Origin of the sequence: Lysobacter sp. TAB13 (assembly GCF_052113885.1) — a bacterium.
Lineage (GTDB): Bacteria > Pseudomonadota > Gammaproteobacteria > Xanthomonadales > Xanthomonadaceae > Lysobacter > Lysobacter gummosus.
The window spans coordinates 116,886-140,560 of record NZ_JBFRDR010000006.1 but is presented as its reverse complement, the minus strand read 5'-3'; the positions used below and the strand labels follow the sequence as shown (position 1 = coordinate 140,560).

Here is a 23,675-nt window from a genome sequence, read left to right as displayed (position 1 = left end):
TCCTCATGCCTGCTTGTCGCCGGTCCGGCCGGGCATGGCGACGACCGGCACCGCGATCGAACCGCTCAGGGTGAACGGCGCGGGCGCCAGCGATTCCTGCGAATTGAGCGCGTCCTCCCAGGTGACGCGGCCGCCGCTGTAACCGGCCATGCGTCCCATGATCGCGGTCAGGGTGGCTTCCGAAACCTGCTTGAGCTCGTTGAGCGGCTTGCCGCCGCGGATCGCCGCGATCAGGTCGGCGTGTTCCTGCACATACGGATCGATATCGCTCTCGGCCAGGCGCGAGTCGCGCTTCCAGGCATTGGCGCCGGTGATGACGTGCTGATCCACGCGCGAATTGCCGCGCGTGCCGACCAGGACCTCGGAGATGTTGTTGGCGCAGCCGTCCATCTGCCTGCACATGCTGATCATGTGCGCGCCGCTTTCGTATTCGAAATCGGTGGCGAAATGGTCGTACACATTGCCGAACACCGATTCGGTACGCACTTGCCGGCCCGCCAGACTCACCGCGCTGGCCGGATGCGCATTCATCGCCCAGTTGACCACGTCCATATTGTGGATGTGCTGTTCGACGATGATGTCGCCGGCCAGCCAGTTGAAGTACAGCCAGTTGCGCAGCATCCACTCGCCGTCGCTCCAGCCCGGCTTGCGGTCGACATGCCACAGCCCGCCCTGGTTCCAGTACGCGCGGGCGGCGACGATTTCGCCGATGGCGCCGTCGTGGATGCGCTTGATCGTGTCGAGATAACCGGCCTGATGCCGGCGCTGCGTGCCGGCGGCGATCTTCAGGCCCTTGCCGTCGGCGATGTCCGACAGCGCCAGCACCTGGCGCACGCCCGGGGAATCCACCGCGATGGGTTTCTCCGTGAACACGTGCTTGCCGGCTTCGATCGCCGCCTTCAGGTGCTCGGGCCGGAACGCCGGCGGGCTGGCCAGGATGACGTAATTGATGTCCTGGGCGATGACCTTCTTATAGGCATCGAGCCCGGAGAACTGTCGTTCCGGCGGTACGCCGATCGGCTTGCCGAGCTTGGCTTCGATCGCGGCGATGCTCTTGCCCAACTGCTCCGGGAACACATCGCCGATGGCGACCACGCGCACGCCGGGCGCGGCTTCCAGCACGTTGCGCAGCGCGCCGGTGCCGCGGCCGCCGGCGCCGATCAGGCCCACGCGGATTTCGTCGCTGCCGCCGGCATACGCGCTGCCGAACACGGAAGCCAGGCCGACCGCGGCGGCGGTGCCGACGCCTCTTTGCAGGAACTCGCGGCGCAGCGGATCGAAGGGAAGCGTTGCCTCGCGGTTGCGTTCGTCGGTCATGGTGCCTTTCCATGTGGGTTGCGTTTGTGTGTCGGTGAGCGCGTCCGCGCGATAAGCGCCAAGCGGCTCGCTGCGTCTGATTGCCGCGCTATTGATTGGGACTGGCGCGCGTCACCTTCGATTTGAACTGCTTCAACGCCGGCACCTCATCCATCGCCCGCACCACGCGGAAGCCCACGAAGCTGGCGTCGGTATGCCACCAGACGCTTTGCGGTTCCTGCGGATCGCGGCGGCTCCAGGCCGGTTTGGAGGCGCGGCGCGCGGCGCTGCGAAGGTGGGCGGCATCGTCTTCGAAGGAACCGCCGCGTACCACGTGCGGATAGCGCGCCGCGCCGGGCAGGGCGACTGGGTCCTTGGCGGCCGGGCCTTTCAGCGCGGCGTAGCGCTTGGGGTCGTAGCGGTCGAGGGTCCATTCGGCGACGTTGCCGTGCATGTCGTACAAGCCGAATGCGTTCGGCTTCTTGCCGCCGACGCGATGCGGCGCGCTGTTGGCGTTGCCGGCATGCCACGCGCTGGCATCGAGCGATGCGGCGTCTTCGCCCGACGACCACGGCGTGCTGGTGCCGGCGCGGGCCGCGTATTCCCATTCGGCCTCGGTCGGCAGGCGATAGTGATGTCCGGTCTTCGCCGACAGCCAGCGGCAGTACTCGGTGGCCGCATGCCAGGTCATGCCGATGGCGGGCTGGCGGCCCTTGCCGAATCCCCAGGATTCGTCGGCGTAAGGCGGCGTCGGCCCGGTCACCGCATCGCTGGGCGCGTCGGCGCCTTTGCTCAGCTTCGGCGCGAGTTTGCGGAATTGGTCGTACTCGTCCCAGGTGACTTCGTACTTGCTCATCCAGAACGCGCCGACCGCGACCTCGGCTTGCGGGCCTTCATCGGCCTCGCGTCCGGATTCCGAGGCGGGGCTGCCCATGCGGTAGCGGCCGGCGGGGATCGGCACCATGTCGAAGCCGATGGCGGTGCCCGCCACCGACTCGGTGTACGCCTTGAGATCGGCCGGCGGGCCTTTGGCGAAGGCCGGCGCGCCGATCAGCAACACAGATGGCACGAGTGCGGTAAGGCCCAGCGCGGCCGCCGTCGAAATCGCAAGTCGATGCATGTGCATCCATTGATTTAGATCGATCTAAACTGAACTTGCCCCAGGGGTGCGAGGATGTCAATTTGCACTGCATCATCGTCGCGGTCGCGGGGCTGTGCTGTCGCCGTGCGGAGTTACGCAATGCGCAACGCGGATCAGAACGCGCGGCTGGTTTCGGTGGCCCAGGTCTTGCCGTTGCCCGCCTGCGCCAGCGGCACGCATGCGTGGTACACGCCCGGAATCGGGCGGTACTGCAACACCTGCGTGGCGCCGGGTTCGGAAGTGAAGTAACCGAGCAAGGTGAGTTCTTTCATCGTGAGGATGAAAGGACGATGGCGCTGGGCGAGGGGCAGGGTGGACTCATGCTCCGCCTTGACCGCCGGGTCGTGCGCCTGTTTCACCGCCGCCGCGCGCAGCGCCGGTTCCAGTTCGAGGAAGGCGCGCCCGTGTTCGCGCTTGGCCTGGGTTTCGAAGTCCGCCAGTCCGGCGACGAAGCGCGCCTGATCGTCCTTCGGGTAGACATCCTTCAACATCTTGTCGATGAAAGCCGCGATGCCGACATCCTTCGCGCCCGGCGTATCGGTGCGCGGAATCATGATCTCGGCGACTTCCGCCACCAGCGCGGCCTGCGCCTGGGTAAGGAAGAGCGGCTTCCATTCGGCATTCTTGCCCGGCTCGGTGGATGCGCCCGGTTCGGCCGAGCAGCCGGCGAGCACGCCCAGGATGGCCGGCGCCGAAACCGCGCCGCCCATCAGCAAGGCGACGCGGCGTATCGCCTCGCGGCGGTTGAGGTCGGTCGTCATAGATTCATCCGCTTGAGTTCCTGCACGGCGTGGTCGGCGGCGCGCGCCGTCAACGCCATGTACGTGAGCGAGGGGTTCTGGCAGGCCGACGAGGTCATGCAGGAACCGTCGGTGACATAGACGTTCTTGCACGCGTGCACCTGGTTCCAGGCATTGAGCACGGAGGTTTTCGGATCCCAGCCCATGCGCGCGGTGCCCATCTCATGGATGCCCATGCCCAGATCGTCGGCGTTGTCGTACTCGCGCACGTTCTTGAATCCCGCCGCGTCCAGCATCGTCGCGGCTTCTGTCGCCATGTCCTTGCGCATCTTCGTTTCGTTTTCGCGCATGCCGGCATCGAACTCCAGCACCGGCAGCCCGTGCTTGTCCTTGCGCGCGCGATCGAAGACCACGCGGTTGTCGTGATACGGAAGAGTTTCGCCGAACCCCACCAGTCGCATGCCCCAAGGCCCAGGCTGCGCGGCCTTGGTCTTCAGGTCCGCGCCCAGCGTGGCGTCTTCCATGAGCCGGGTCCATCCCGATCGCCCCGCGCCGCCCTGGTAACCGAAACCGCGCAGGTACGAGCGCTTGTCCTTGCCGATATTGACGAAGCGCGGAATGTAGATGCCGTTGGGGCGCTGGCCGCTGTAGTACTGATCGTCGAAGCCTTCCACCAGCGCGGTGGCGCCGATGCCCAGGTGATGATCCATGATGTTGCAGCCCAGCTCGCCGCTGTCGTTGCCGAACCCTTCCGGAAAGCGGCTGGAGACCGAATTCATCAGGATCGAGGTAGAGCCGAACGTCGACGCGCACAGGAAGATCACCTTGGCGTGGAATTCCATCTGCTCGTTGGTTTCCGCATCGAGCACGCGCACGCCGCTGGCGCGGTCGTTCTTCGCATCAAAGATCAGCTCATAGACGATCGAATTGGGCCGCAGCGTCATGTTTCCGGTTTTCTCCGCCGCGGGCAGCGTGCTGGAGTTGCTGCTGAAGTAAGCCCCGAACGGGCAGCCGCGAACGCACAGGTTGCGGTACTGGCAGGTGCCGCGCTGCGGGCTGTGGGCGAGGGGAGCGGTGAGATTCGCGGTCCGGCCGATGGTGAGCGCGCGCCCCATTTTGCTCGCGATCGCTTCCTTCAGATGCAGCTCGACGCAGTTCAGGGCCATCGGCGGCAGGAACTTGCCGTCCGGCAATTGCGTGTAGCCTTCGGCCTGGCCGCTTACGCCGATGAAGCTCTCCACGCGGTCGTACCACGGCGCGAGGTCTTCGTAACGGATGGGCCAGTCGACCGCGATGTTTTCTTTCGCGTTCGCCTCGAAGTCCATCGGACTCCAGCGATACGACTGCCGGCCCCACATGATGGAACGGCCGCCGACGTGATAGCCGCGCACCCAGCCGAAAGGTTTCTTCTCGATGTAGGGATGCTCAGTGTCGTCGACAAACCAGTGCTTGTTCGCCTGCGTCAGCACGCCGGCGCGTTGCGTGACCATCTGGTGCTGCAGATCGTCCTGCGTGGGGCGGCCGGCATAGGGCAGCTCCCAGATCTGTTCGAGCGCGGTAGGGTACTCGCCGTGCTTCACCATCCGTCCGCGATCGAGCACCAGGGTTTTCAATCCTTTCTCGGTGAGCTCCTTCGCAGCCCATCCACCGCTGATCCCGGTTCCGACCACGATTGCGTCAAAGAAATTGTTTCCGGCTGGCATACCACACTTCCCAGGCTGGCTCGATCAGGACTCTACCGCGAAAAGCCGGTAGCATCGAAACGCCTGTCACAAGGCGTGTCACAACCGACAGGTGATGCTTACACGTTGTCGCAATGCAGCATCGCTTGTCGAATTCCGGTCCTGACATTTTTTGGATTTGTTGAATTCCAGCCCTGACATTTTTTGACATAGCGAGAACACCATGCTGACTCGACGTGCTTTCCTCCAAAGCGGTTCGCTTGCCCTTGTCGCGATGATGTCCCCGAATGTCTTTGCCGCGAAACCGCGCACCGGGCCGCTGGGCAAGCCGGTCGGGCTGCAGTTGTGGACGATCCGCGACGATGTCGCGAAGGACCTGCCGGCGGCCTTGAAGGCGGTCGCCGCGATCGGATACGGCGAGGTCGAGTTCGCCGGCATACCCAAGGCGTCCGCCGCCGACGTGCGGGCCATGCTTAGGGACAACGGCCTGACCGCGCCCAGCATGCATTGCGGCATGAGCGATGCGCAGAAGGATTTTCAGCAGCGCATCGACTTCGCGGAAGCCATCGGCGCGCGCTATATCGTGATCTCGTTTCCCTCGACCGCCGATGCGCGTTTCAAGGACGGCAATGCGCTCGCGGCCGGCATGACGCTGGACGACTGGAAATGGAACGCCGAGCAGCTCAACCGCATAGGCGAGCTGACCCGCAAGGCGGGCATCACCTGCGGCTACCACAACCACAATATGGAATTCCGCTCGTTCGACGGCGTGGTGGCCTACGACGAACTGTTGCGGCTGACCGATCCGAAGCTGGTGACGATGGAGCTCGACATCGGCTGGGTCACCACCGCCGGCGCCGATCCGCTGCGGCTGCTCACCCGCCATGCCGATCGTATTTCGGCGCTGCACATCAAGGACGTGCGCAAGGACGCGAAGACGCTGGTCGATCGCGTCGATGCCCAGACCACCGAGGTCGGCAGCGGCCGCGTGGACTGGCCCAAGCTGTTCGCCGCCATGGACCCTCAGCGCATCCGCCATTACTTCGTCGAGCAAGAGAATTTCGAACGAGCGCCGCTGGAAAGCGCGAAGCTGAGTTTCGATTATCTGCGCCGCCTGAAAGCGTGACGCGCTGAGGTCATACCGTGCCTTTCCTGACCGCAAGCGCCATCAAACAAACCTATGACGTGATCGTGGTGGGCTCCGGCGCCGCCGGCGGCCAGAGCGCCTACACGCTGTGCATGGACGGCGCCAAGGTGTTGATGCTCGAAGCCGGGCGCAACTACACGCCGGCGACCGAAACCGCGATGTTCCAGACCCCGGACCAGGCGCCGCTGCGCGGCGTGGACACGCCGGAAAAAGCCTTCGGTTTTTACGATGCCACCGTCGACGGCGGCTGGCAGGTGCCGGGCGAACCTTACGTCAACACACGACGCGACGATGCCGGCCGGTTCGACTGGTGGCGCGCGCGCATGCTCGGCGGCCGCACCAATCACTGGGGACGGATCTCGCTGCGCAACGGTCCTTACGACTTCAAGCCCCACAGCCGCGACGGCCTGGGCTTCGACTGGCCGATCGACTACGCCGATGTGGCGCCGTACTACGACAAGGTCGAGATGCTGATCGGCGTGTACGGCGACAACGACGGTCTGGAAAACACGCCCAATTCGCCCGCCGGCGTATTGCTGCCGCCGCCCAAGCCCAGGGTCAGCGATCTGCTGGTGCAGCAGCGCGCCGGACGTTTGGGTGTTCCGGTGATCGCCGGACACCGCGCAGTGCTGACCCGGCGCCTGGACGCGGACAACCTGCCGGCCAAACTGCATCCGGGCAACCCCGAGGCGCAGCGAATCTTGCGCGAGTCCATGCTGCGTCGCGCGGCCTGCTGGTGGGCGACGCCCTGCGGTCGCGGCTGCTCGACCGGCGCCAACTACCAATCGACCACCGTGCATCTGCCGCCGGCGCTGGCGACCGGCCGGCTCGACATCGTCTGCAACGCCATGGTGCGCGAAGTCGTGCTGGGCGCGAACGGCAAGGCCGACGGTGTGCGCTTCATCGACAAGACCAGCGGCAAGGAATTCGCCGCCTCCGGGCGCGTGGTGATTCTGGCCGCCAGCGCCTGCGAATCGGCGCGGATCCTGCTCAATTCGAAATCCACTTCGTTTCCCGACGGTCTGGCCAATTCCAGCGGCAAGGTCGGCCGTTATGTAATGGATACCGTCGGCGCCGATCTGACCGGACAGGTTCCGATCCTGGAGAACCTGCCGCTGCACAACGAGGACGGCGCCGACGGCGGCCACATGTACACGCCATGGTGGCTCTACAAGGAGCAACTGGCCGGCAAGCTGGGTTTCGCGCGCGGTTATCACATCGAGTTCGGCGGCGGCCGGCGCATGCCCGGCCCGGGCACCGGCGCCAAGCTCGAATGGCTCACCGGCGGCAGCTACGGCCTGAAGTTCAAGCAAGACGTGCGCCGCTACTACGGCTCCTTCGTCAGTTTCGCCGGCCGCGGCGAAATGATTCCGAACGAAAACTCGTACTGCGAGATCGACCCGCAGGCGAAGGACAAGTGGGGCATCCCGGTGCTGCGCTTCCACTGGCAGTGGTCCGAGCACGAGAACCGCCAGGCCGCGCACATGCAGCGCACCTTCGCCGACATCATCACGGCGATGGGCGGGCGCGTGCAGGGCAAGGTCGAGACCGACGGCGCCAAGGCCATCGCCCCCGGCGGTTCGATCATCCACGAACTGGGCGGCGCGATCATGGGCGCCGATCCGAAAACCTCCGTCACCGACCGCTGGTGCCGGACCTGGGACGTGGACAATCTCTACATCACCGACGGTGCGGTGTTCGCGTCCAATGCCGACAAGAACCCGACGCTGACCATCATGGCGCTGGCCTGGCGCGCCTGCGACCACATCCTGGCGCGCATGCGCCGCAAGGAGTTGTGATGGACCGCCGCACATCGCTGAAGTGGATGTTGAGCGCGGCCAGCGCGCTGCCGCTGTTGCAGCTGGCCGGTTGCAGTTCCGACCTGCCGCCGCCCAGGCTGCCTTCGGGCGTGGGCTACGGCACCGATCCGGATCTGCTCAAGACCTATGGTCCCGGTTCGGTGTGGCCGCTGACATTGGACGAACGCCAGCGGCGCATCGCCACTGGGTTGTGCAGCCTGATCGTCCCGGACGAACCCGATGCGCCGGGCGCGGTCGCGGTCGGCGTGGTCGATTTCATCAACGAATGGGTCAGCGCGCCGTATCCGCGACAGGTCAAGGATCGCAAATTGATCCTGGCCGGATTCGACTGGCTGGACGAGCAGGCGGAGCAGCGTTTTTCGCGCAGCTTCGGCGAATCGATCGAGAGCCAGCGCATCGCGATCTGCGACGACATCTGCTATCTGCCCAGGGCACGCGCCGAGTTCAAACAGGCCGCGCGGTTCTTCGCCCGTTATCGCGACCTGACCATCGGCGGGTTCTGCACATCGCCGCAAGGCCGGCAGTACCTGGGCTATGTCGGCAACGTGCCGATGGCCAGTTTCGAAGGCCCGCCGCCGGACGTGCTCAAACTGGTGGGAGTGGGCTGATGCCGCCGATCACACGTCGCGATTCCGTGCCGGCCGCGCGCCGGCCTGCCTGGAGGACACACCGCATGTACATTCGTTTGCTCGCCGCCAGCGTGCTGGCATTGGCCAGTGTCGCAAGCGCCCACGCCGCGGAACCGGCGCGTCGCGACTGGCAGCCGTTGTTCGACGGCAAGACGCTGGACGGCTGGCGCGCCAGCGAGGCGCCGGGTTCGTTCAATGTGCGCGACGGCGAGATCGTGGTGCACGGCCCGCGTTCGCATCTGTACTACGTCGGCGAGGTGCAGCGTCACGATTTCCGCGACTTCGAACTGCAGCTGGAAGTCATGACCAAGCCCGGCGCCAATTCCGGCGTCTACTTCCATACCGCCTGGCAGGACGAAGGCTGGCCGTCCAAAGGCTATGAAGTGCAGGTCAACAACAGCCACAGCGACCCCAAGCGCACCGGCGGCCTGTATGCCGTCAAGGACAACTATCAGGCGCCGGCCAAGGACGATGTCTGGTTCACGCTGCGCATCCGCGTGGAGGGCCGCCGCATCCGCACGTTCGTCGACGACAAGCCGATCATCGACTACACGCAGCCGAAGCAGCCGCAGCGACCGGCCGACATGCAGGGCAGGGTGCTGTCCTCGGGCACCTTCGCGCTGCAGGCGCACGATCCGGACAGCGAAGTGCACTATCGCAACATCAAGCTGCGTGTGTTGCCCTGAGCGGGCGTGATAGTGGCGGGTTGCGCGAGGACTTGATCCGCACGCTCTGACAAAGGGGCAGGGCGGCGGTGACGCCGAGTCCATAGTCTCGGAGAAGACTCCCGACGTCGCGGAGCTGCAGTAGTAATCGGGTGTAATACTGATCCGGCGACTCGCCTTTGACCCCGCATGCCTGATACTGGGATGCGCATCGAGTTTCCCTGGATGACGATTCTCAAAGAACAACACGAAGCATTTGCCCGGTTCTTTACAGAACCGACCCGAGAGGCACTGCGAGAGCTGCTTCGCCGCAACATCGGCGAGACCGACTACCTTGACTTCAAAGCCGATTGGCCGGTGCTACCTAAGCTCGCTCGTCATATCCTGGCCTTGGCGAATTCAGGCGGCGGTGCGCTCATTGCGGGTGTGTCGCAAAAGGCAGATGGCAGCCTCGTTCCGAGCGGCTTGCCGAGCATCAAGGACAAGGCACAGCTCATCCCGCCGCTCAACGGCTACCTGCCCAAGCCGCTGGAGTACCAAATTCTCGACTTTGCCTTCGGCGCGGCCGAATACGAGGCCCTAGTGGGCAAGTCGTTCCAAGTCTTGCTCGTGGAAGACAATCCCAAACTCCTGCCGTTCCTGGCGCTAAAGGAAGGGGATGGCTTGCGAACAAGCGTGGTTTACGTGCGTGATGGCACGACGTCCACTGAAGCCGGCCATGTGCAGTTGCAAGCAGTGCTAAATCGCCGCATCGAGTCAGGCTATTCCAGCCAGCCTGGTCTCGATCTGGAAAAGCATCTGGCCCAGTTACGCGTCTTGGATGAGCATCGGGAAGCGAACGATAGCTGGTTGAGCCGGTTCATTCGCGACGAACAAAGTCGCTTCGACGACTCCCAGTCCCACGACTACAAAGAATTCATCGAAGACACCTACCAAGCGAAAAAGCAGGCCATTTGGCGGTTGCTAGATCTGTAAGGTGCGTTCAATGGAAAGGGCACCCATTCAAAATCTTGAACTCAGCGGTTGCCGACAGCGCGGCACTTATCAAAGGCACACCTTTCTTTTAACATAATACACATTATGCGAAGTACTAGATAAGAGCGATCCGGTCGCGCCTAGTGCGTTTCTTCCTTGATTTCATGGGGTTACTTGCACAGACAGGAGGTCACCGTGACTACTCGCCCGCCTTGCTGGCCCGATAACCAGCCATGCCCGAACAACTGCGCCGCCGCTTTGAAGGTCTGGCATGGCGCGAACACAGCGAAGCGCGGTTGGCCCAGGTTGGAAGCCGTAATGCCGCCACGAAGGCCGCCAAGGATCGACAGCCAGTCAAAGTCATGGTGAAGGTCCCCAACTCGGGGGGCTTTTCCTTATCCTGGGCACTCACACGGGGGGCTTATGGACGAGACGCAGATACGCCGAAAAGGCGATGACAAAGGCTGGGGATCGGTCGGAACAGCATTAGCGATCTTGGTCTTCGTTGGCATCATTGCGGCGGCTGGCGGAACCTCGTATCAGATCGGAAAGCAGCAGGTCGCGGCTGATGACAAAAAACGGACGGAAAGTGAAAAGCTCGCCCTCGCCCGTCGCCAATTAGTAGAGAGCCAAATCGCTGACCTAATACAAGAACGAGACGCTCTGCGCGATCGCGTACTAAAGCTCGAAACGGAGCTTCTTGCGGAGCGAAGCGCAAAACCAGATCAGCAAAGTTCGCTTCGCTGCATCAATGGCGAGCTTGTTGTACGCCGCGGTGACACGTGGACTTCAGCAGGCAATTGCTAAGTAACCGCGATTTCGAACGTGGCGCCGCCTCAGCGGCCGCCGGCGCCGCAGCCGTGATCTGTGCCACTGAAGGCTGGCGAAGCGGTTTGCAGGCCTCCCCCGTTCGACGCCAGATCACGGCAATCAGCCTTGTTGATTCGGTAGCGCCTGCCCTGCTCCGCCCAGCACGTGCACGACGCTTCATGATGCACACACCGTCAGGATCAAGCCCTGCCCGCGCAGATTCAAACAACAGCCGCGGTTCGCTCACTATCCGAAGTGTTGGTCCAGGCGGCTTGGCTCGCCTGGCCCGCCGCCTCTCGAACAGCGAGGTGACTGCCGCAAACCGCGCTCAATCAGTTTCGGCAAGACGATCGGCCGCAGTCAGGGGCAATCGCTTCCCGTCGGGCGTGCCGCGACTCATCTTGCCGCGTTCGATCAGCAGCAGTTCGCCGTACTCGCCGTTCTTGATGCTGCTGTCAACGCCGATGACGACGCCGTCGAAATAACTACCGATCTGCTTGTGCGAGGTGTGGCCGACGACGATGTGCTTGACGCCCAGCCGCGCGGCGATGGCATCGACCTGTTCTTGTTTGAGTTCCGGATCGGTGAAGTAACCGCGATACCAGATCGGACTGGTCTTGCCGTTGTAGAGCGCGGCCAGTTCCGGATTGCCTTGCCACGCCGACTTGGTTGTGCCGAGCGTGGCGCGATAGCGCTGGTTGATCTGCGCCCGGGTCAGATCCATCTCGAAGTAGCTCGAAGCGATGCCGCCGTGCACGAACAACAGGTCGTCGATCTGGGTGATCGCCGGCTTACTGCGCAACCAGTGGCCGAGCACGGTCTGAGGGCCGTACAGATCGATATAGGATGTGCCGAGCACGCCGGCGTTGCGGTTATAGCCGTCATTGACATAACGCAGGTCGTTGGCCATCACCATGATCTCGTGATTGCCCAGCAACAGATGCACGCCGCCGCCGGCCGCTCGCGCCTGTTGCTCCAGAGCGTACAGCAACCACAAGACCTGATTGACCTTGGGCCCGCGATCGAACACGTCGCCGACGACGACCAGATGGCCGCGGCCATACCGCCAGTTCAATTTGCGATCGACGATGCTATTGCTGCGCAGAAGACGGACCATCAGGTCGTACTGGCCGTGCACGTCCGACAGCGCCGCGATGCGCTCCACTTGTCCGAGCGCAATGTCCGGTTCCGGCTCGGCTGGCGCGCGCACTTTGATCGGACGGGTCTGGCCGCATTGCACCGGTACCGTCACCGGCCAATGTTTGGCCGGGAATGTGCGTTCGGTCGCCTTGCCATCGCAGACCCAGCGCGCATCGATGCGACCGTGGCCATAGAACAGATAGGGGCCGTCGTCGAAACTCGGCAGGATCGCGGCCGGCAGCGAGGTCGTCGCGCTCGCCGGCGCGGACGCACGCTCCTGGCCAGCGGCGGTTGCGCTCGCCGCCAGCGACATCAGTGCGGCGAAGACGACTGCCCGCAGGATATGAAACGGCTTCATCATCGGTGACTCCGGTGGCACGCAAGACCTGAGCGGGTATCTGCGCCGCGGCGATGCTCGCCTGCAGCGCCGGCGCGGTGCGCGCGGGCCCGATATTGCCGGGCTCACGCGAACGCCGTCAGTGGAAATGATACGCGTACAAAGAAAGGGCCCGAAATTTCCGGGCCCTTCTTTTTTCCGCACCGTCGTCAAGGCGTCACGGTGAGACGCGTGCGCGAAGCAACCGTGGGCTTGCGCGGATCGTTGCTGACCCGGCTCGGCGCTTCGATGATGCGTATATGGCGCTCTGCGCGGCGTTCGGACTATGTCGTCCCCGCCGCGCCTTGCGCCAGCAACCAGTCGACGAACGCGCGCAGATGCGCGGGCTTGTCGCCGTCGCGCGGCACCAGCAGGTAGTAGCTGCTGCCGCTGGCGCGGATGTCCTCGAAGGGCGTGACGATGCGTCCGGCCCGACGGTCCATGTCCAGCGTCGGGAAGGTGCCGATGGCGAATCCCAGTCCGTCCACCACCGCTTGCAGAGTGACGAAGAAATGATCGAAACGCAGCATCCGCAGCGGCCGTAGCGAATCGAAGCCGGCTTCGCGCAGCCAGGCTTCCCAGGTTCCCGGCCGCGTTTCGGTGTACAGCAGCACGCCGTCGATGAGGTCCTGCGGATCGCGCAGCGGAGTGTTGGCCAGCAACGACGGGCTGGCGATGACCGTCTGGGTCTCGCTGAAGATCGGCTCGACCTCGAACTGCCCATTGCGCTCGATGGTGCGGCGGATGGCCAGATCGAAGGTGCCTTGCAAACCCGATTCGTTGCTGAAGGCGGTCGACACGCGCACGTCGACATCGGGCTGCAGCCGGTGGAAGCCGTCGAGCCGCGGAATCAACCAGCGCATGGCGAAGGTCGCCGGCGCGTTGACCCGGATCACCTTGCGCGTGGCGATCCGGCCATACAGTTCGGAGGCCGCGCCGATATGGTCGAAGGCCTCGCTGATCTCGCGTCCGAACGCCTGCGCATGCACGGTCGGCACCATGCGCCGGCCCTCGCGCCGGAACAGCGGCTGGCCCAGCCACTGCTCGAGGATCTCGATCTGCCGGCTTACTGCGCCGTGGGTCAGGTTCAGCTCGCGCGCGGCCAGCGAGTAGCTGCCGGCGCGCACGGCGACCTCGAAGATACGCAGCGCATTGAGTGGTGGGAGCTTATGCGGCATGTGAGTTTTTCTGACAAATAGGCGAAATAAACTCGTTTGTGCCAGTTTAATTCATAAATTAGGATGCCGGCCATAGCGATCCGTCCGGTTTCGCCCCTTACCAAGGTCCCCATGAGCTCCGAGATTCAGGTCAACGGCCACGCCTATCGCCTTCCCGCCCAGCCGACGGTCATCGTCTGCGTCGATGGCTGCGAGCAGGAATACATCAACCTGGCCGTACAGGCCGGCGTCGCGCCGTTCTTCGCCAGCCTGGCCCAGCGCGGCAGCGTGCTGGCCGGCGACTGCGTGGTGCCTTCGTTCACCAATCCCAACAACCTGTCCATCGTTACCGGCGCTCCGCCCTCGGTCCACGGCATTTGCGGCAATTTCTTCTACGACGCCGATGCCAACGCCGAAGTGCTGATGAACGACGCGCGCTACCTGCGCGCGCCGACGGTGCTGGCGGCGGCGGCACGCGCCGGCGCGTCGGTGGCCGTGGTCACCGCCAAGGACAAGCTGCGCTCTCTGCTCGGCCATGAGCTCAAGGGCATCTGTTTCTCGGCCGAGAAAGCCGATCAGGCCACCGTGCAGGACAACGGCATCGACGACGTGCTGGTCAAGGTGGGCAAGCCATTGCCGTCGGTCTACAGCGCCGACCTGTCCGAATTCGTGTTCGCCGCCGGCGTGATGCTGATGGAAACCACGCGGCCGGACCTGATGTATCTGTCCACCACCGACTACATCCAGCACAAGCACGCACCCGGCACCGCCGGCGCCAACGAGTTCTACGCGATGATGGACCGCTATCTGCAGCGCCTGGACGAGTTGGGCGCGCTGATCGGCGTCACCGCCGACCACGGCATGAACGCCAAGACCGATGCGGCGGGCAAGGCCAACATCGTGTTCCTGCAGCAGGTGCTCGACCAGCGCTTCGGCGCCGGCGCGGTGCGCGTGCTGCTGCCGATCACCGATCCCTACGTGGTCCATCACGGCGCCCTGGGTTCCTACGCCACCGTGTATGTGCCCGAGGCCATGGACCGGCGCGCGGTACACGAGGCGGTAGCCGCGCTGCCGGGCATCGAACTGGTGCTGGACAAGCAGGCCGCGGCCGAACGCTTCGAACTGCCGCTGGACCGCATCGGCGATCTGGTCGTGGTCAGCGAGCGCTTGACGGTGATCGGCACCACGCCCGACCGCCACGACCTGAGCGGCCTGGACGTGCCGCTGCGTTCGCACGGCGGCTTGTCCGAACAGGCGGTGCCGCTGCTGTTCAACCGCAAGCTGCGCGACGTGCCGCAGCGGCGCCTGCGCAATTTCGACATCCTGCGGCTGGCGCTGAACCACCTCGCATAAGTCATAGCCGCCGGGTCGCGGTTCGCGGCCCGGCAGTCGCATGTCCGAGGCGGCGCGCGCCGCCTTCATCCCGCGCGGACCATCTCTCGGGGCGCCCCGCCCTCTTTCGCGCTAGCCGCTCTGGTCCGATACCGCGTCGAACAAGGCCTTGATCAACGGGCGTTCGCGGCGGACCTCCAGACAGCACAACGCATAGTCGATCGACAGCAACGGCTCGTCGATGACGACCATCGCCAGGCCCGGCAGCGGAATGCACTCGATCTGGGCGACGAAACTGATGCCCATGCCGCTGGCGACCGCGTGCAGGATCGCCTCGCGGCTGTTGATCTCCATCGCGCAGTTCAGCGGGATCTCGTTGTGCCGGCAGGCCAGCTCGACCCGGTCGCGGGTCTTGGAACCGATCTCGCGCAGGATGATGTTCTGCCCTTCGATGTCGCGGATCGAAACCGACGGCTTGCCGATCCAGGGATGGCCATCGGGCACCACCGCGACGATCCGTTCGCGGCAGTACGGCGCGATATGGATGCCGTCGATCGATCCGGTTTCCGCCAGCAATCCGACATCGATATCGAAATCCAGCAGCCGCTTCAGCACCAGGGCCTCGGTGCCGACGGTCACGGCGATGTCCAGCGAGGGATGCGCCCGCTTGAACCTGCGCGCCAGCTCGAGCGAGATCGGAGGCGAGACCGCGCCTACGCGCACAAGCCCGGTCTTGAGCTTGTGCGCGTTCTGCAGGAACGTCAGCGCTTCTTCTTCCAGCCCGAACAAGCCGCGGGTAATCGCATACAAGCGCTCGCCGGCATCGGTGAGTTGCACGCTGCGGCTGCCGCGCAGGAACAGCTCGACGCCGAAACGCTGCTCCAACGCCTTCACCTGGTCGGTCACGGTGGGCTGGCCGATATGCAGATACTGCGCCGCCGCAGTAAACCCTCCGGTTTTCGCGACGGCCTGGAAACAGCGAATCCACTTGTAGTACTGATGAAACATAACGCGTTCGATTTGTGGCGCTGCATGTCAGCGACGGATGCCCGAGTCTCCCACACTTGCCGAACACCGTGCATGCGCGCCGCAGCCGCGCGCGTATCGCATCGCATCGAAACCCTGTCCGCCGCGCCGGATTTTTTGCGATGCAGCATCGTATCGGGCACGAGCAGCGGCTATCGCAATGCAGCATCGACTAAGACCATCGCGCATGACATTGCAACCGTGCATCTATCGGTTTTTCCCGATGCGTACACCGAATATGCGATTGGACGCAGCGATCGGTCCTCCACCAACCTTGTCCGCGGCACGCAACCACACGTGGCCATCGGTGCGACAGGGGAATGCGCAACCGATGCGTGCCGGCGATCTCGCCAGACAGCAGCGCCGCCCGCCGCGGACGCCGGCCATCCAACGGAGACTCAACATGATCCACGCCTACCGCAATCCCGTAGATATCCATTGCGGGCGAGGCAGTCTCGAACAGTTGCCCACCGTATTGGCTCAGCGGCGCGCGGTAGTGGTGACGTTCCCCGAAGCGCGCGCGCTCGGCCTGGTGTCGCGCCTGCAGGCGCTGCTGGGCGATCGCCTGGTGGCGCTGATCGAGGACGTGCAGCCGAACCCCGACGTGGCCCAGTTGAAGGATCTGTACAACCGCTTCTGGGCCGATCCCGATGCCTGCGATGCGATCGTCGCCGTCGGCGGCGGCAGCGCGATCGATACCTCCAAGGCGCTGATGACCGGCACCGGCAGCGGTCAGTTCGACGAACTCATCGATCTGCTCGCCGAAGGGCGGAATTTCGCCCCGGCCAAGCTCAAGTCGCTGATCGCCGTGCCCACCACCGCAGGCACCGGCAGCGAAGTCACGCCGTGGGCGACGATCTGGGACGCGGCCGGGCAGAAGAAGTATTCGCTGCATCTGGAAGCGACTTGGCCGGAGGCGGCGATCGTCGATCCCGAGGTGATGCTCTCGGTGCCGGCCGGCGTCACCGTATCGACCGGCCTGGATGCGCTTTCGCACGCACTGGAATCGATCTGGAACGTCAACGGCAATCCGGTGTCCGACGCGTTGGCGGTCTCGGCGGTCGAAGACATTCTCGACTGCCTGCCCAAACTCATGCGCAATCTCGGCGATGTCGAGCTGCGCGAGCGCATGGCGCTGGCCGCGCTCAAGGCCGGGCTCGCCTTCTCCAACACCAAGACCGCGCTGGCGCATTCGATCTCTTACGAAATGACCTTGCGGCACGGACTTGCGCACGGCATTGCCTGCTCCTTCACGCTGCCGCTGGTGCTGGAGAAGGCGTGGTCCAAGCGCGCCGACCGCGATCGCACTCTGCAACGCCTGTTCGGCCCTTCGCTCGATTCGGCAACGCGGCGCCTGCGCGATTTCCTGCGTTGCCTCGGGGTCAAGACCGAGTTCGCCGATTACGGCGTTGGCGCGGAGGAAGCCGACGCCATGATCGCGCGGGCCATGCACGGCGCCCGCGGCAAGAACTTCATCGGCGCGGTTTCCTCGGCCTGACGCCGCCGCGCTTCCCATTCAACGCGGCGCCGCGCGCCGCGCTCGCCAGCCCAGCCCTCAAGACGGCCGCCAGCTCAGCAGGAGATCACGATGGAATCAGCCGAACGCATGTTGGGCGCTCACACCGCGCCCATCGATGGATCCTTTCGCCGCGCGCAATGGCGGATGTTGTTCGCCGCCATGTTCTGTTACCTGTTCTTCTACACCGGACGGCAGACCTTCGGCTTCGCCATTCCCGGCCTGCAGCGCGAGTTCGGCTTGAGCAAGGAAACATTGGGCTGGGCATCGACGGCGTTGCTGTGGTCGTACGCGGTCGGCCAGGCGATCAACGGCAATCTGGCGGACAAGTTCGGCGGACGCCGGGTGATGACCGCCGGCGCGATCCTGTCGTGCGTGGCGAACTGGGTGGTGAGCTTCGCCACGGGTTTCAAGAGCCTGGTGATTCCGTGGGGCATGAATGGTTATTTCCAGGCGCTCGGCTGGGCGCCCGGCAGCCGCCTGCTGTCGAACTGGTGGGGCCTGAGCGAGCGCGGCAAGGTCTACGGCTTCTATACCTTCGCCGCGGGTTGCGCGTCGGTGTTGTCCTTCGTCACCTCGATGATCGTCGTCGATACCCTGCAACTCGATTGGCGCTGGATCTTCCGGATGCCGGTGCTGTTGATGCTGCTGGGCGGCATCACCTTCTACCTGGTGGTGCGCGAGCGCCCGGAGGACCTGGGCTATGACTCACCCGACACCGGCATCGCCAATGCCGAAGACGCCGCGACCGCCGGCACCAACGCGAAGACGACCGACGTCGCGGAAAGCTCCTGGGATCGCTACAAGGCCGTGCTGCGCAATCCGCGCCTGCTGATCGCCGGCCTCTCCATCGGCTTCCAGAACGCCGCCCGCTACGGACTGCTGGTCTGGGTGCCGGTGCACTACCTGGGGCCCGCGGCCAAGACCACCACGATGGGCACGTGGATCGCCGTCGCGCTGCCGGTGGGCATGGCGCTGGGCGCGCTGACCAACGGCTGGATTTCCGACCGTCTGTTCGGCTCCAGCCGTTGCAAGGCGGTGGTGCTTTACATGCTGTTGGGCGCGGTGGCCGCCAGCGGCATGTACCTGCTGCCCGCCGGCGCGGTCTCGCTGATCGTGTTGTTTCTGGCCGGCTTCTTCGTCTATGGCCCGGCCTCCTCGTTCTGGGCGCTGTGCCCCGACTTGGTCGGCGCCAAGCGCGCCGGCACCGCCACCGGCGTGCTGAATTTCTTCTCCTACCTGCTGGCCGGGCTGGGCGAGCCGATCATCGGCCACCTGCTGGATCAATCCGGCAACACCGCCCTGGTGTTCCCGATCGTAGCGACCAGTTGCCTGATCAGCGCGGTGATCGCGGTGTTCATCCGCCGCTGAGCGCAAGCGCCGGCGCAGGTTCGCCGGCGAGATCGGACGAACCTCTTCACGTAAGGACAGTGCATTGAACACCCTGCTCAGCTATACCCCGATCCGCCGCGAGTCGCTGCGCATCGCCGGCGAAAAGGTCGATCGCGACGAAGTGATCGAAGTTACCTATCCCTACACCGGCGAAGTCGTCGCCACGGTGCCGAAAGCGACGCTGGAGGACGTGCGCCACGCTTATCGGATCGCGCGCGATTATCAGCCGACGCTAACCCGCTTCGATCGCTACAAGATCCTCATGCGCGCCGGCGAAATCATCGCCTCGCGCCTGGACGAAATCTCGCGCGTCATCACCCTGGAATCCGGGCTGTGCCGTAAGGACTCGCTGTACGAAGTCGGGCGCGCGTCGGACGTGCTGTTGTTCGCCGCCAATCAGGCGCTGGTGGACGACGGCCAGGTGTTCTCCTGCGACCTCACCCATCACGGCAAGAGCCGCAAGGTCTACACCCTGCGCGAACCGCTGCTGGGCGCGATCACCGCGATCACCCCGTTCAACCACCCGCTCAACCAGGTCATCCACAAGGTGGCGCCCTCGGTGGCGACCAACAACCGCATGGTGCTCAAGCCCAGCGAGAAGACGCCGCTGTCGGCCTATGTGCTGGCCGACATCCTGTACGAAGCCGGCCTGCCGCCGCAGATGCTGTCGGTGATCACCGGCGATCCGCGCGAGATCGCCGACACCATGCTCACCCACGAGGACGTCGATCTGGTGACCTTCACCGGCGGCGTGGCCATCGGCAAGTACATCGCCGGCAAGGCCGCCTACAAGCGCCAAGTGCTGGAACTGGGCGGCAACGATCCGATCATCGTGATGGAAGACGCCGATCTGGAAGAAGCCGCCACCCTGGCCGCGAGCGGTTCGTACAAGAATTCCGGACAGCGCTGCACCGCGATCAAGCGGATGCTGGTGCACGCATCGGTGGCCGACGAGTTCGTGGAGCGGCTGGTGGCCAAGACCGAGGCCTTGAAGTACGGCGATCCGATGGACCCGGCGACCGACATGGGCACGGTCATCGACGAAGCCGCGGCGATCCAATTCGAACAGGTGGTCAACGAGGCCATCGCCGCCGGCGCGCAGCTGCGATACGGCAATATCCGCCGCGGCGCGTTGTATTCGCCCACGGTGCTGGACCACGTCGATCCGCGGATGTCGGTGGTCAAACACGAAACCTTCGGCCCGGTCTCGCCGGTCGTGCGCTTCAGCGACATCGAAGACGCCATCGGCATCGCCAACGGCACCGCCTACGGGCTGTCGTCCTCGGTGTGCACCAACCGGCTCGACTACATCACCCGCTTCATTCGCGAGTTGAAAGTCGGCAGCGTCAACATCCGCGAAGTACCCGGTTATCGGCTGGAGCTGACGCCGTTCGGCGGCATCAAGGATTCGGGCCTTGGCTACAAGGAAGGCGTGCTGGAAGCGATGAAGAGCTTCACCAATACCAAGACCTATTCGCTGCCCTGGTGAGGGCAACGCGCCACGGCGAATCGCCGGATCACACTATCCATTCCTAGGGGAAAGCCGATGCCGAGCCATCGACTGAATCGATCCGCCCTGGCCGTCGCCGTGTGCGCGGCCAGCCTGGCGAACGTGGCGCACGCCGCCGACGACAAAGCCGCGCCGCTGACCTGGAACGGCATCACCTTGTACGGCGCAGTCGACATCGGCGTGGCCTACCAGAATCACGGCGTTCCGGTGAGCCAGGACATGTATACCGGCGTGGCCTATCTGGTCACCAAGAACAGCCGCGATTCGATCACCGCGATCGCGCCCAACGGCATGAGCCAGTCGAAGCTCGGCCTCAAGGGCGACATCCCGCTCGCCGAGGATCTGTCGGGCGTGTTCAATTTCGAAATGGGCTTCAACCCGCACTCGGGCAAGATTTCCGATGCGCTGGCCTCGCTGGTGAACAACAACGGGGTGGCGCGGGAAGATCAGCGCACCGCCGCCGACGGCTCGCGCGCGGGCCAGATCTTCAACGGTCCGGCGTTCCTGGGCCTGAGTTCGAAACGCTACGGCACACTGAGCCTGGGCCGGCACAACACCCTGCTCACCGATGTCGTCGGCAAGTACGATCCGCTCGGCTTGTCGCTGGCGTTTTCGCTGATGGGCGCCTCGGGCACCACCGCCGGCGGCGGCAATACCCAGAACGTGCGGCTGGACAGTTCGATCAAGTACACCCTGACCCACGGCGCCTTCCATGGCGGATTGATCTACCAGCCCGGCAACAGCGACAGCAGTCCGGGCAAGGCGGCCCAGCTCGACCTGGGCGTGCAGAAAGGCGCGCTGTCGGTCGATGTGGTGTACGCGTTCAAGAACCGCGCGATCAACGCCGCTTCGCTGAGCGCCAGCCAGTTCGCGGCGCCGGGCGTGCCGCATGATTCGCTGGCCGCGACGGTATCGGACAACCGCGCAGTCGCCCTCGCCGCCAGCTACAAATTGGGCGACCGTTGGAAGATTTCCGGCGGCCATGAGCGCATCCGCTATCGCAATCCGAGCGACCCGCTGCAACCCGGATTCCACGGGCTGGGCGGCTACCTGATCAGCTTCGTCAACAACGCGGCCTTCCCGCGCGCCAAGCACCTGCAGGTGTCGTGGCTGGGAGCGAACTGGCAGATCGACGAACGCCTGAGCCTTACCGGGGCCTGGTATCACTACGATCAGAACAGCTACGGCACCGCACATTGCGCCGACCGTTCCGCCGGCACCTGCCAGGGCACGCTCGATGCCTGGTCGGCGGTGCTCGATTACCGTTTCAACAAGCGCTTCGACGTGTACGGCGGAGCGATGTACTCGCGGGTTTCCGATGGATTGTCCAGCGGCTTTTGGCGCACCAGCGTTTTCAGCCCGATGATCGGGGCGCGGCTGCAGTTCTGAGTGGGCCCTGCTGATTTCGACATGCGCTCCTTCGTTCGCGAAAGGGCCGCAATTGCGCAGCCAGGCAGAGCAACAGAGCCTGCGCGCCGCCTGCGAATTTTTTCGCGCAAATTTAGTTGGGCATCGCAAATTTCGATCATCGCGGGACCATGCTCGACGGCGATCTAGTCTTAAATCGACAGCATCGGCGCCGAATTGCGCACAAACAAAACTCTTGAATGCCTGGGTCTTGCATCGTCCATGACAGCTGCCGCTCATGCGCTACGATCGGCGCGAAAATCGGACGCGCAACGGACGACGCCGCATAGAGCACCCGCATTGAACTTTCTCCTGCGGCCTCAATCACCCGTTGGCTGCATAGGCTTCGGGCTTGCGTCATATCGAAGCGGCCGATCGATTCCACACCTTCGAGCCGCCTCAGGAACCCGCCCATGCACGACCATCGATTGCGCCCCACCCTCGCTCGCGCAGTGCTGCTCGCCACCGCACTGCTGAGTTCCACCGGCGCCGCGGCGCAGGCCGTGCAGGCCAAGAAGTTCACTCCGCTGGACGACTACAACGTCGAATTCGGCCCCAACGCCAACCTGTTTCCCGCGTCGAAAGACCCGAAGCGCACGCATAACGGACTGGCGATGACGCCGCCGATGGGCTGGAACAGCTGGAACAAATTCGGTTGCCAGATCAGCGAGAAGGTCGTGCGCAGCGTCGCCGACGCCATGGCAAGCAGCGGGATGAAAGACGCCGGCTACCAGTACGTGATCATCGACGACTGCTGGCAAGGCCCGCGCGACAAAGACGGACGCATCACCGCCGACCCAGTGAAGTTTCCGTCCGGGATCAAGGCGCTGTCCGATTACATCCACGCCAAGGGGCTGAAGTTCGGCATCTATTCCGACGCCGGCCGCATGACCTGCGGCCGCCGTCCGGGCAGCCAAGGCTACGAGTTCCAGGATGCCCGCACGTATGCCGAATGGGGCGCGGACTACCTCAAGTACGACTGGTGCTACACCGGCACGCGCGACAGCCAGGAAGCCTATTCGCTGATGGCCGACGCGCTGCGCGCGACCGGGCGCGATGTCGTGCTCTCGATCTGCAACTGGGGCGTCAACCGCCCCACCTTCAGCGACAAGAGCCGGCCCTGGGAATGGGGCCAGAAGATCGGCAACTTGTGGCGGACCACCGAGGACATCAACGATCGCTGGGAAGGCGGCGGCATGTTCGCGCTGGGCGTGTCCAACATCATCGACCTGCACGAACCGCTGCATCCCTACGCCGGCCCAGGCCATTGGAACGATCCCGACATGCTGGAGGTCGGCAACGGCGGCATGACGACGGATGAATACCGTTCGCAGTTCAGCCTGTGGGCGCTGATGGCCGCGCCGCTGCTCGCCGGCAACGACATCGCCAGCATGGATAAGGCTACCGGCGAGATCCTTCTCAATCGCGAGGTCATAGCCGTCGATCAGGATCCACTCGGCGTCCAGGGACGGCGCGTGCGCGACGATGGCGACTTAGAGGCGTGGTCCAAGCCGCTCGCCGACGGCGGCCGGGCGGTGATCTTGTTCAATCGCGGCAAAGCGCCGGCGCAGATCGCGGTGAGCTGGCCGGAGCTGGGCCTGCCCGCCTCGGTGGCCGTGGAAGTGCGCGACCTGTGGGCGCATAAATCGCTGGGGCCAAAATCCGGCCATTATTCCGCCACTGTTCCTTCGCACGGGGTGGTGATGCTTCGGCTGCAGGCCGTCGATAAGCACTGAGCTTAAGCACCGAGCTCCAGCGCCGGCCCAATGGCATATGCAAGGAGCTATTCGATACTCCTTGCATACTGCCGAGGGACAGCGACGCCGCGGCGGATCAGGCTGTAGCGGGTACAGGTTGCAACTAACGGTGTGGCGATCGCTTGCATCGGATCTGGCTTTTCAGTCCGCCCGCCTC

19 protein-coding genes are annotated in these 23,675 nt (G+C 64.4%); 12 read left to right on the top strand and 7 right to left on the bottom strand.

Going from position 1 to position 23,675, the window contains the following annotated elements:
* Window positions 1-3: 3 nt before the first annotated feature.
* The 4 genes from AB4Y92_RS09535 to AB4Y92_RS09520 all read right to left on the bottom strand — a co-directional run bounded on the left by AB4Y92_RS09535 (window position 4) and on the right by AB4Y92_RS09520 (window position 4,880).
* Window positions 4-1,317 carry a Gfo/Idh/MocA family protein gene (locus AB4Y92_RS09535; protein WP_441819414.1) on the bottom strand — a complete coding sequence of 438 codons (1,314 nt, stop codon included), beginning with the start codon at window positions 1,315-1,317 and terminating at the stop codon, window positions 4-6.
* A gap of 88 nt (window positions 1,318-1,405) precedes the next feature.
* Window positions 1,406-2,416 (bottom strand): formylglycine-generating enzyme family protein, encoded by a 1,011-nt coding sequence (locus AB4Y92_RS09530; protein ID WP_441819413.1) that lies wholly within the window; start codon window positions 2,414-2,416, stop codon window positions 1,406-1,408.
* Window positions 2,417-2,550: 134 nt separating this feature from the next.
* Window positions 2,551-3,198, bottom strand: a complete 648-nt coding sequence (locus AB4Y92_RS09525; protein ID WP_441819412.1) for a gluconate 2-dehydrogenase subunit 3 family protein — start codon at window positions 3,196-3,198, stop codon at window positions 2,551-2,553.
* Window positions 3,195-4,880 (bottom strand): GMC oxidoreductase, encoded by a 1,686-nt coding sequence (locus AB4Y92_RS09520; protein WP_441819411.1) that lies wholly within the window; start codon window positions 4,878-4,880, stop codon window positions 3,195-3,197. Before AB4Y92_RS09520 ends, AB4Y92_RS09525 begins: the two co-directional genes overlap by 4 nt.
* Window positions 4,881-5,136: 256 nt before the next feature.
* On the opposite strand from AB4Y92_RS09520, the gene AB4Y92_RS09515 reads away from it, so the two are divergent.
* The 6 genes from AB4Y92_RS09515 to AB4Y92_RS09490 all read left to right on the top strand — a co-directional run bounded on the left by AB4Y92_RS09515 (window position 5,137) and on the right by AB4Y92_RS09490 (window position 10,902).
* Window positions 5,137-5,985 (top strand): sugar phosphate isomerase/epimerase family protein, encoded by an 849-nt coding sequence (locus tag AB4Y92_RS09515; protein ID WP_441819410.1) that lies wholly within the window; start codon window positions 5,137-5,139, stop codon window positions 5,983-5,985.
* Window positions 5,986-6,002: 17 nt separating this feature from the next.
* Window positions 6,003-7,805: a GMC family oxidoreductase gene (locus tag AB4Y92_RS09510; RefSeq protein ID WP_441819409.1), complete on the top strand. Its 1,803-nt coding sequence runs from the start codon at window positions 6,003-6,005 to the stop codon at window positions 7,803-7,805.
* Window positions 7,805-8,434 carry a gluconate 2-dehydrogenase subunit 3 family protein gene (locus tag AB4Y92_RS09505; RefSeq protein ID WP_441819408.1) on the top strand — a complete coding sequence of 210 codons (630 nt, stop codon included), beginning with the start codon at window positions 7,805-7,807 and terminating at the stop codon, window positions 8,432-8,434. Before AB4Y92_RS09510 ends, AB4Y92_RS09505 begins: the two co-directional genes overlap by 1 nt.
* Before the next feature lie 65 nt (window positions 8,435-8,499).
* Window positions 8,500-9,141, top strand: coding sequence for a 3-keto-disaccharide hydrolase (locus tag AB4Y92_RS09500; RefSeq protein ID WP_441819407.1), 642 nt, complete (start codon window positions 8,500-8,502; stop codon window positions 9,139-9,141).
* Between the two features lie 204 nt (window positions 9,142-9,345).
* Entirely contained in the window at window positions 9,346-10,095 is a 750-nt protein-coding gene (locus AB4Y92_RS09495; protein ID WP_441819406.1) for an AlbA family DNA-binding domain-containing protein, read from the top strand.
* Between the two features lie 423 nt (window positions 10,096-10,518).
* Window positions 10,519-10,902 (top strand): hypothetical protein, encoded by a 384-nt coding sequence (locus tag AB4Y92_RS09490; protein ID WP_441819405.1) that lies wholly within the window; start codon window positions 10,519-10,521, stop codon window positions 10,900-10,902.
* 331 nt (window positions 10,903-11,233) lie between these two features.
* Here the strand turns inward: AB4Y92_RS09490 and AB4Y92_RS09485 are convergent, their stop codons facing one another.
* A complete protein-coding gene (locus AB4Y92_RS09485) occupies window positions 11,234-12,403 on the bottom strand; it encodes a metallophosphoesterase (protein ID WP_441819404.1) in 1,170 nt (389 codons plus the stop codon).
* 302 nt (window positions 12,404-12,705) lie between these two features.
* Window positions 12,706-13,599: a LysR substrate-binding domain-containing protein gene (locus AB4Y92_RS09480; RefSeq protein WP_441819403.1), complete on the bottom strand. Its 894-nt coding sequence runs from the start codon at window positions 13,597-13,599 to the stop codon at window positions 12,706-12,708.
* Window positions 13,600-13,710: 111 nt separating this feature from the next.
* On the opposite strand from AB4Y92_RS09480, the gene phnA reads away from it, so the two are divergent.
* Window positions 13,711-14,931: a phosphonoacetate hydrolase gene (gene phnA, locus AB4Y92_RS09475; protein ID WP_441819402.1), complete on the top strand. Its 1,221-nt coding sequence runs from the start codon at window positions 13,711-13,713 to the stop codon at window positions 14,929-14,931.
* Between the two features lie 111 nt (window positions 14,932-15,042).
* Here the strand turns inward: phnA and AB4Y92_RS09470 are convergent, their stop codons facing one another.
* Complete coding sequence (locus tag AB4Y92_RS09470; protein ID WP_441819401.1) at window positions 15,043-15,918, bottom strand: LysR family transcriptional regulator; 876 nt, start codon at window positions 15,916-15,918, stop codon at window positions 15,043-15,045.
* A 421-nt stretch (window positions 15,919-16,339) separates the two neighbouring features.
* On the opposite strand from AB4Y92_RS09470, the gene psrA reads away from it, so the two are divergent.
* The 5 genes from psrA (at window position 16,340) to AB4Y92_RS09445 (ending at window position 23,497) form a co-directional block, all read left to right on the top strand.
* A complete protein-coding gene (gene psrA / locus AB4Y92_RS09465; protein ID WP_441819400.1) occupies window positions 16,340-17,434 on the top strand; it encodes an iron-containing alcohol dehydrogenase PsrA in 1,095 nt (364 codons plus the stop codon).
* A gap of 90 nt (window positions 17,435-17,524) precedes the next feature.
* On the top strand, window positions 17,525-18,823 hold the full coding sequence (locus AB4Y92_RS09460; RefSeq protein ID WP_441819399.1) for an MFS transporter: 1,299 nt from the start codon (window positions 17,525-17,527) through the stop codon (window positions 18,821-18,823).
* A 64-nt stretch (window positions 18,824-18,887) separates the two neighbouring features.
* Window positions 18,888-20,333 (top strand): phosphonoacetaldehyde dehydrogenase, encoded by a 1,446-nt coding sequence (gene phnY, locus AB4Y92_RS09455; protein WP_441819398.1) that lies wholly within the window; start codon window positions 18,888-18,890, stop codon window positions 20,331-20,333.
* Window positions 20,334-20,390: 57 nt separating this feature from the next.
* Window positions 20,391-21,743, top strand: a complete 1,353-nt coding sequence (locus AB4Y92_RS09450; RefSeq protein WP_441819397.1) for a porin — start codon at window positions 20,391-20,393, stop codon at window positions 21,741-21,743.
* A gap of 431 nt (window positions 21,744-22,174) precedes the next feature.
* Window positions 22,175-23,497, top strand: coding sequence for a glycoside hydrolase family 27 protein (locus AB4Y92_RS09445; protein WP_441819396.1), 1,323 nt, complete (start codon window positions 22,175-22,177; stop codon window positions 23,495-23,497).
* The last annotated feature ends 178 nt before the right edge of the window (window positions 23,498-23,675 follow it).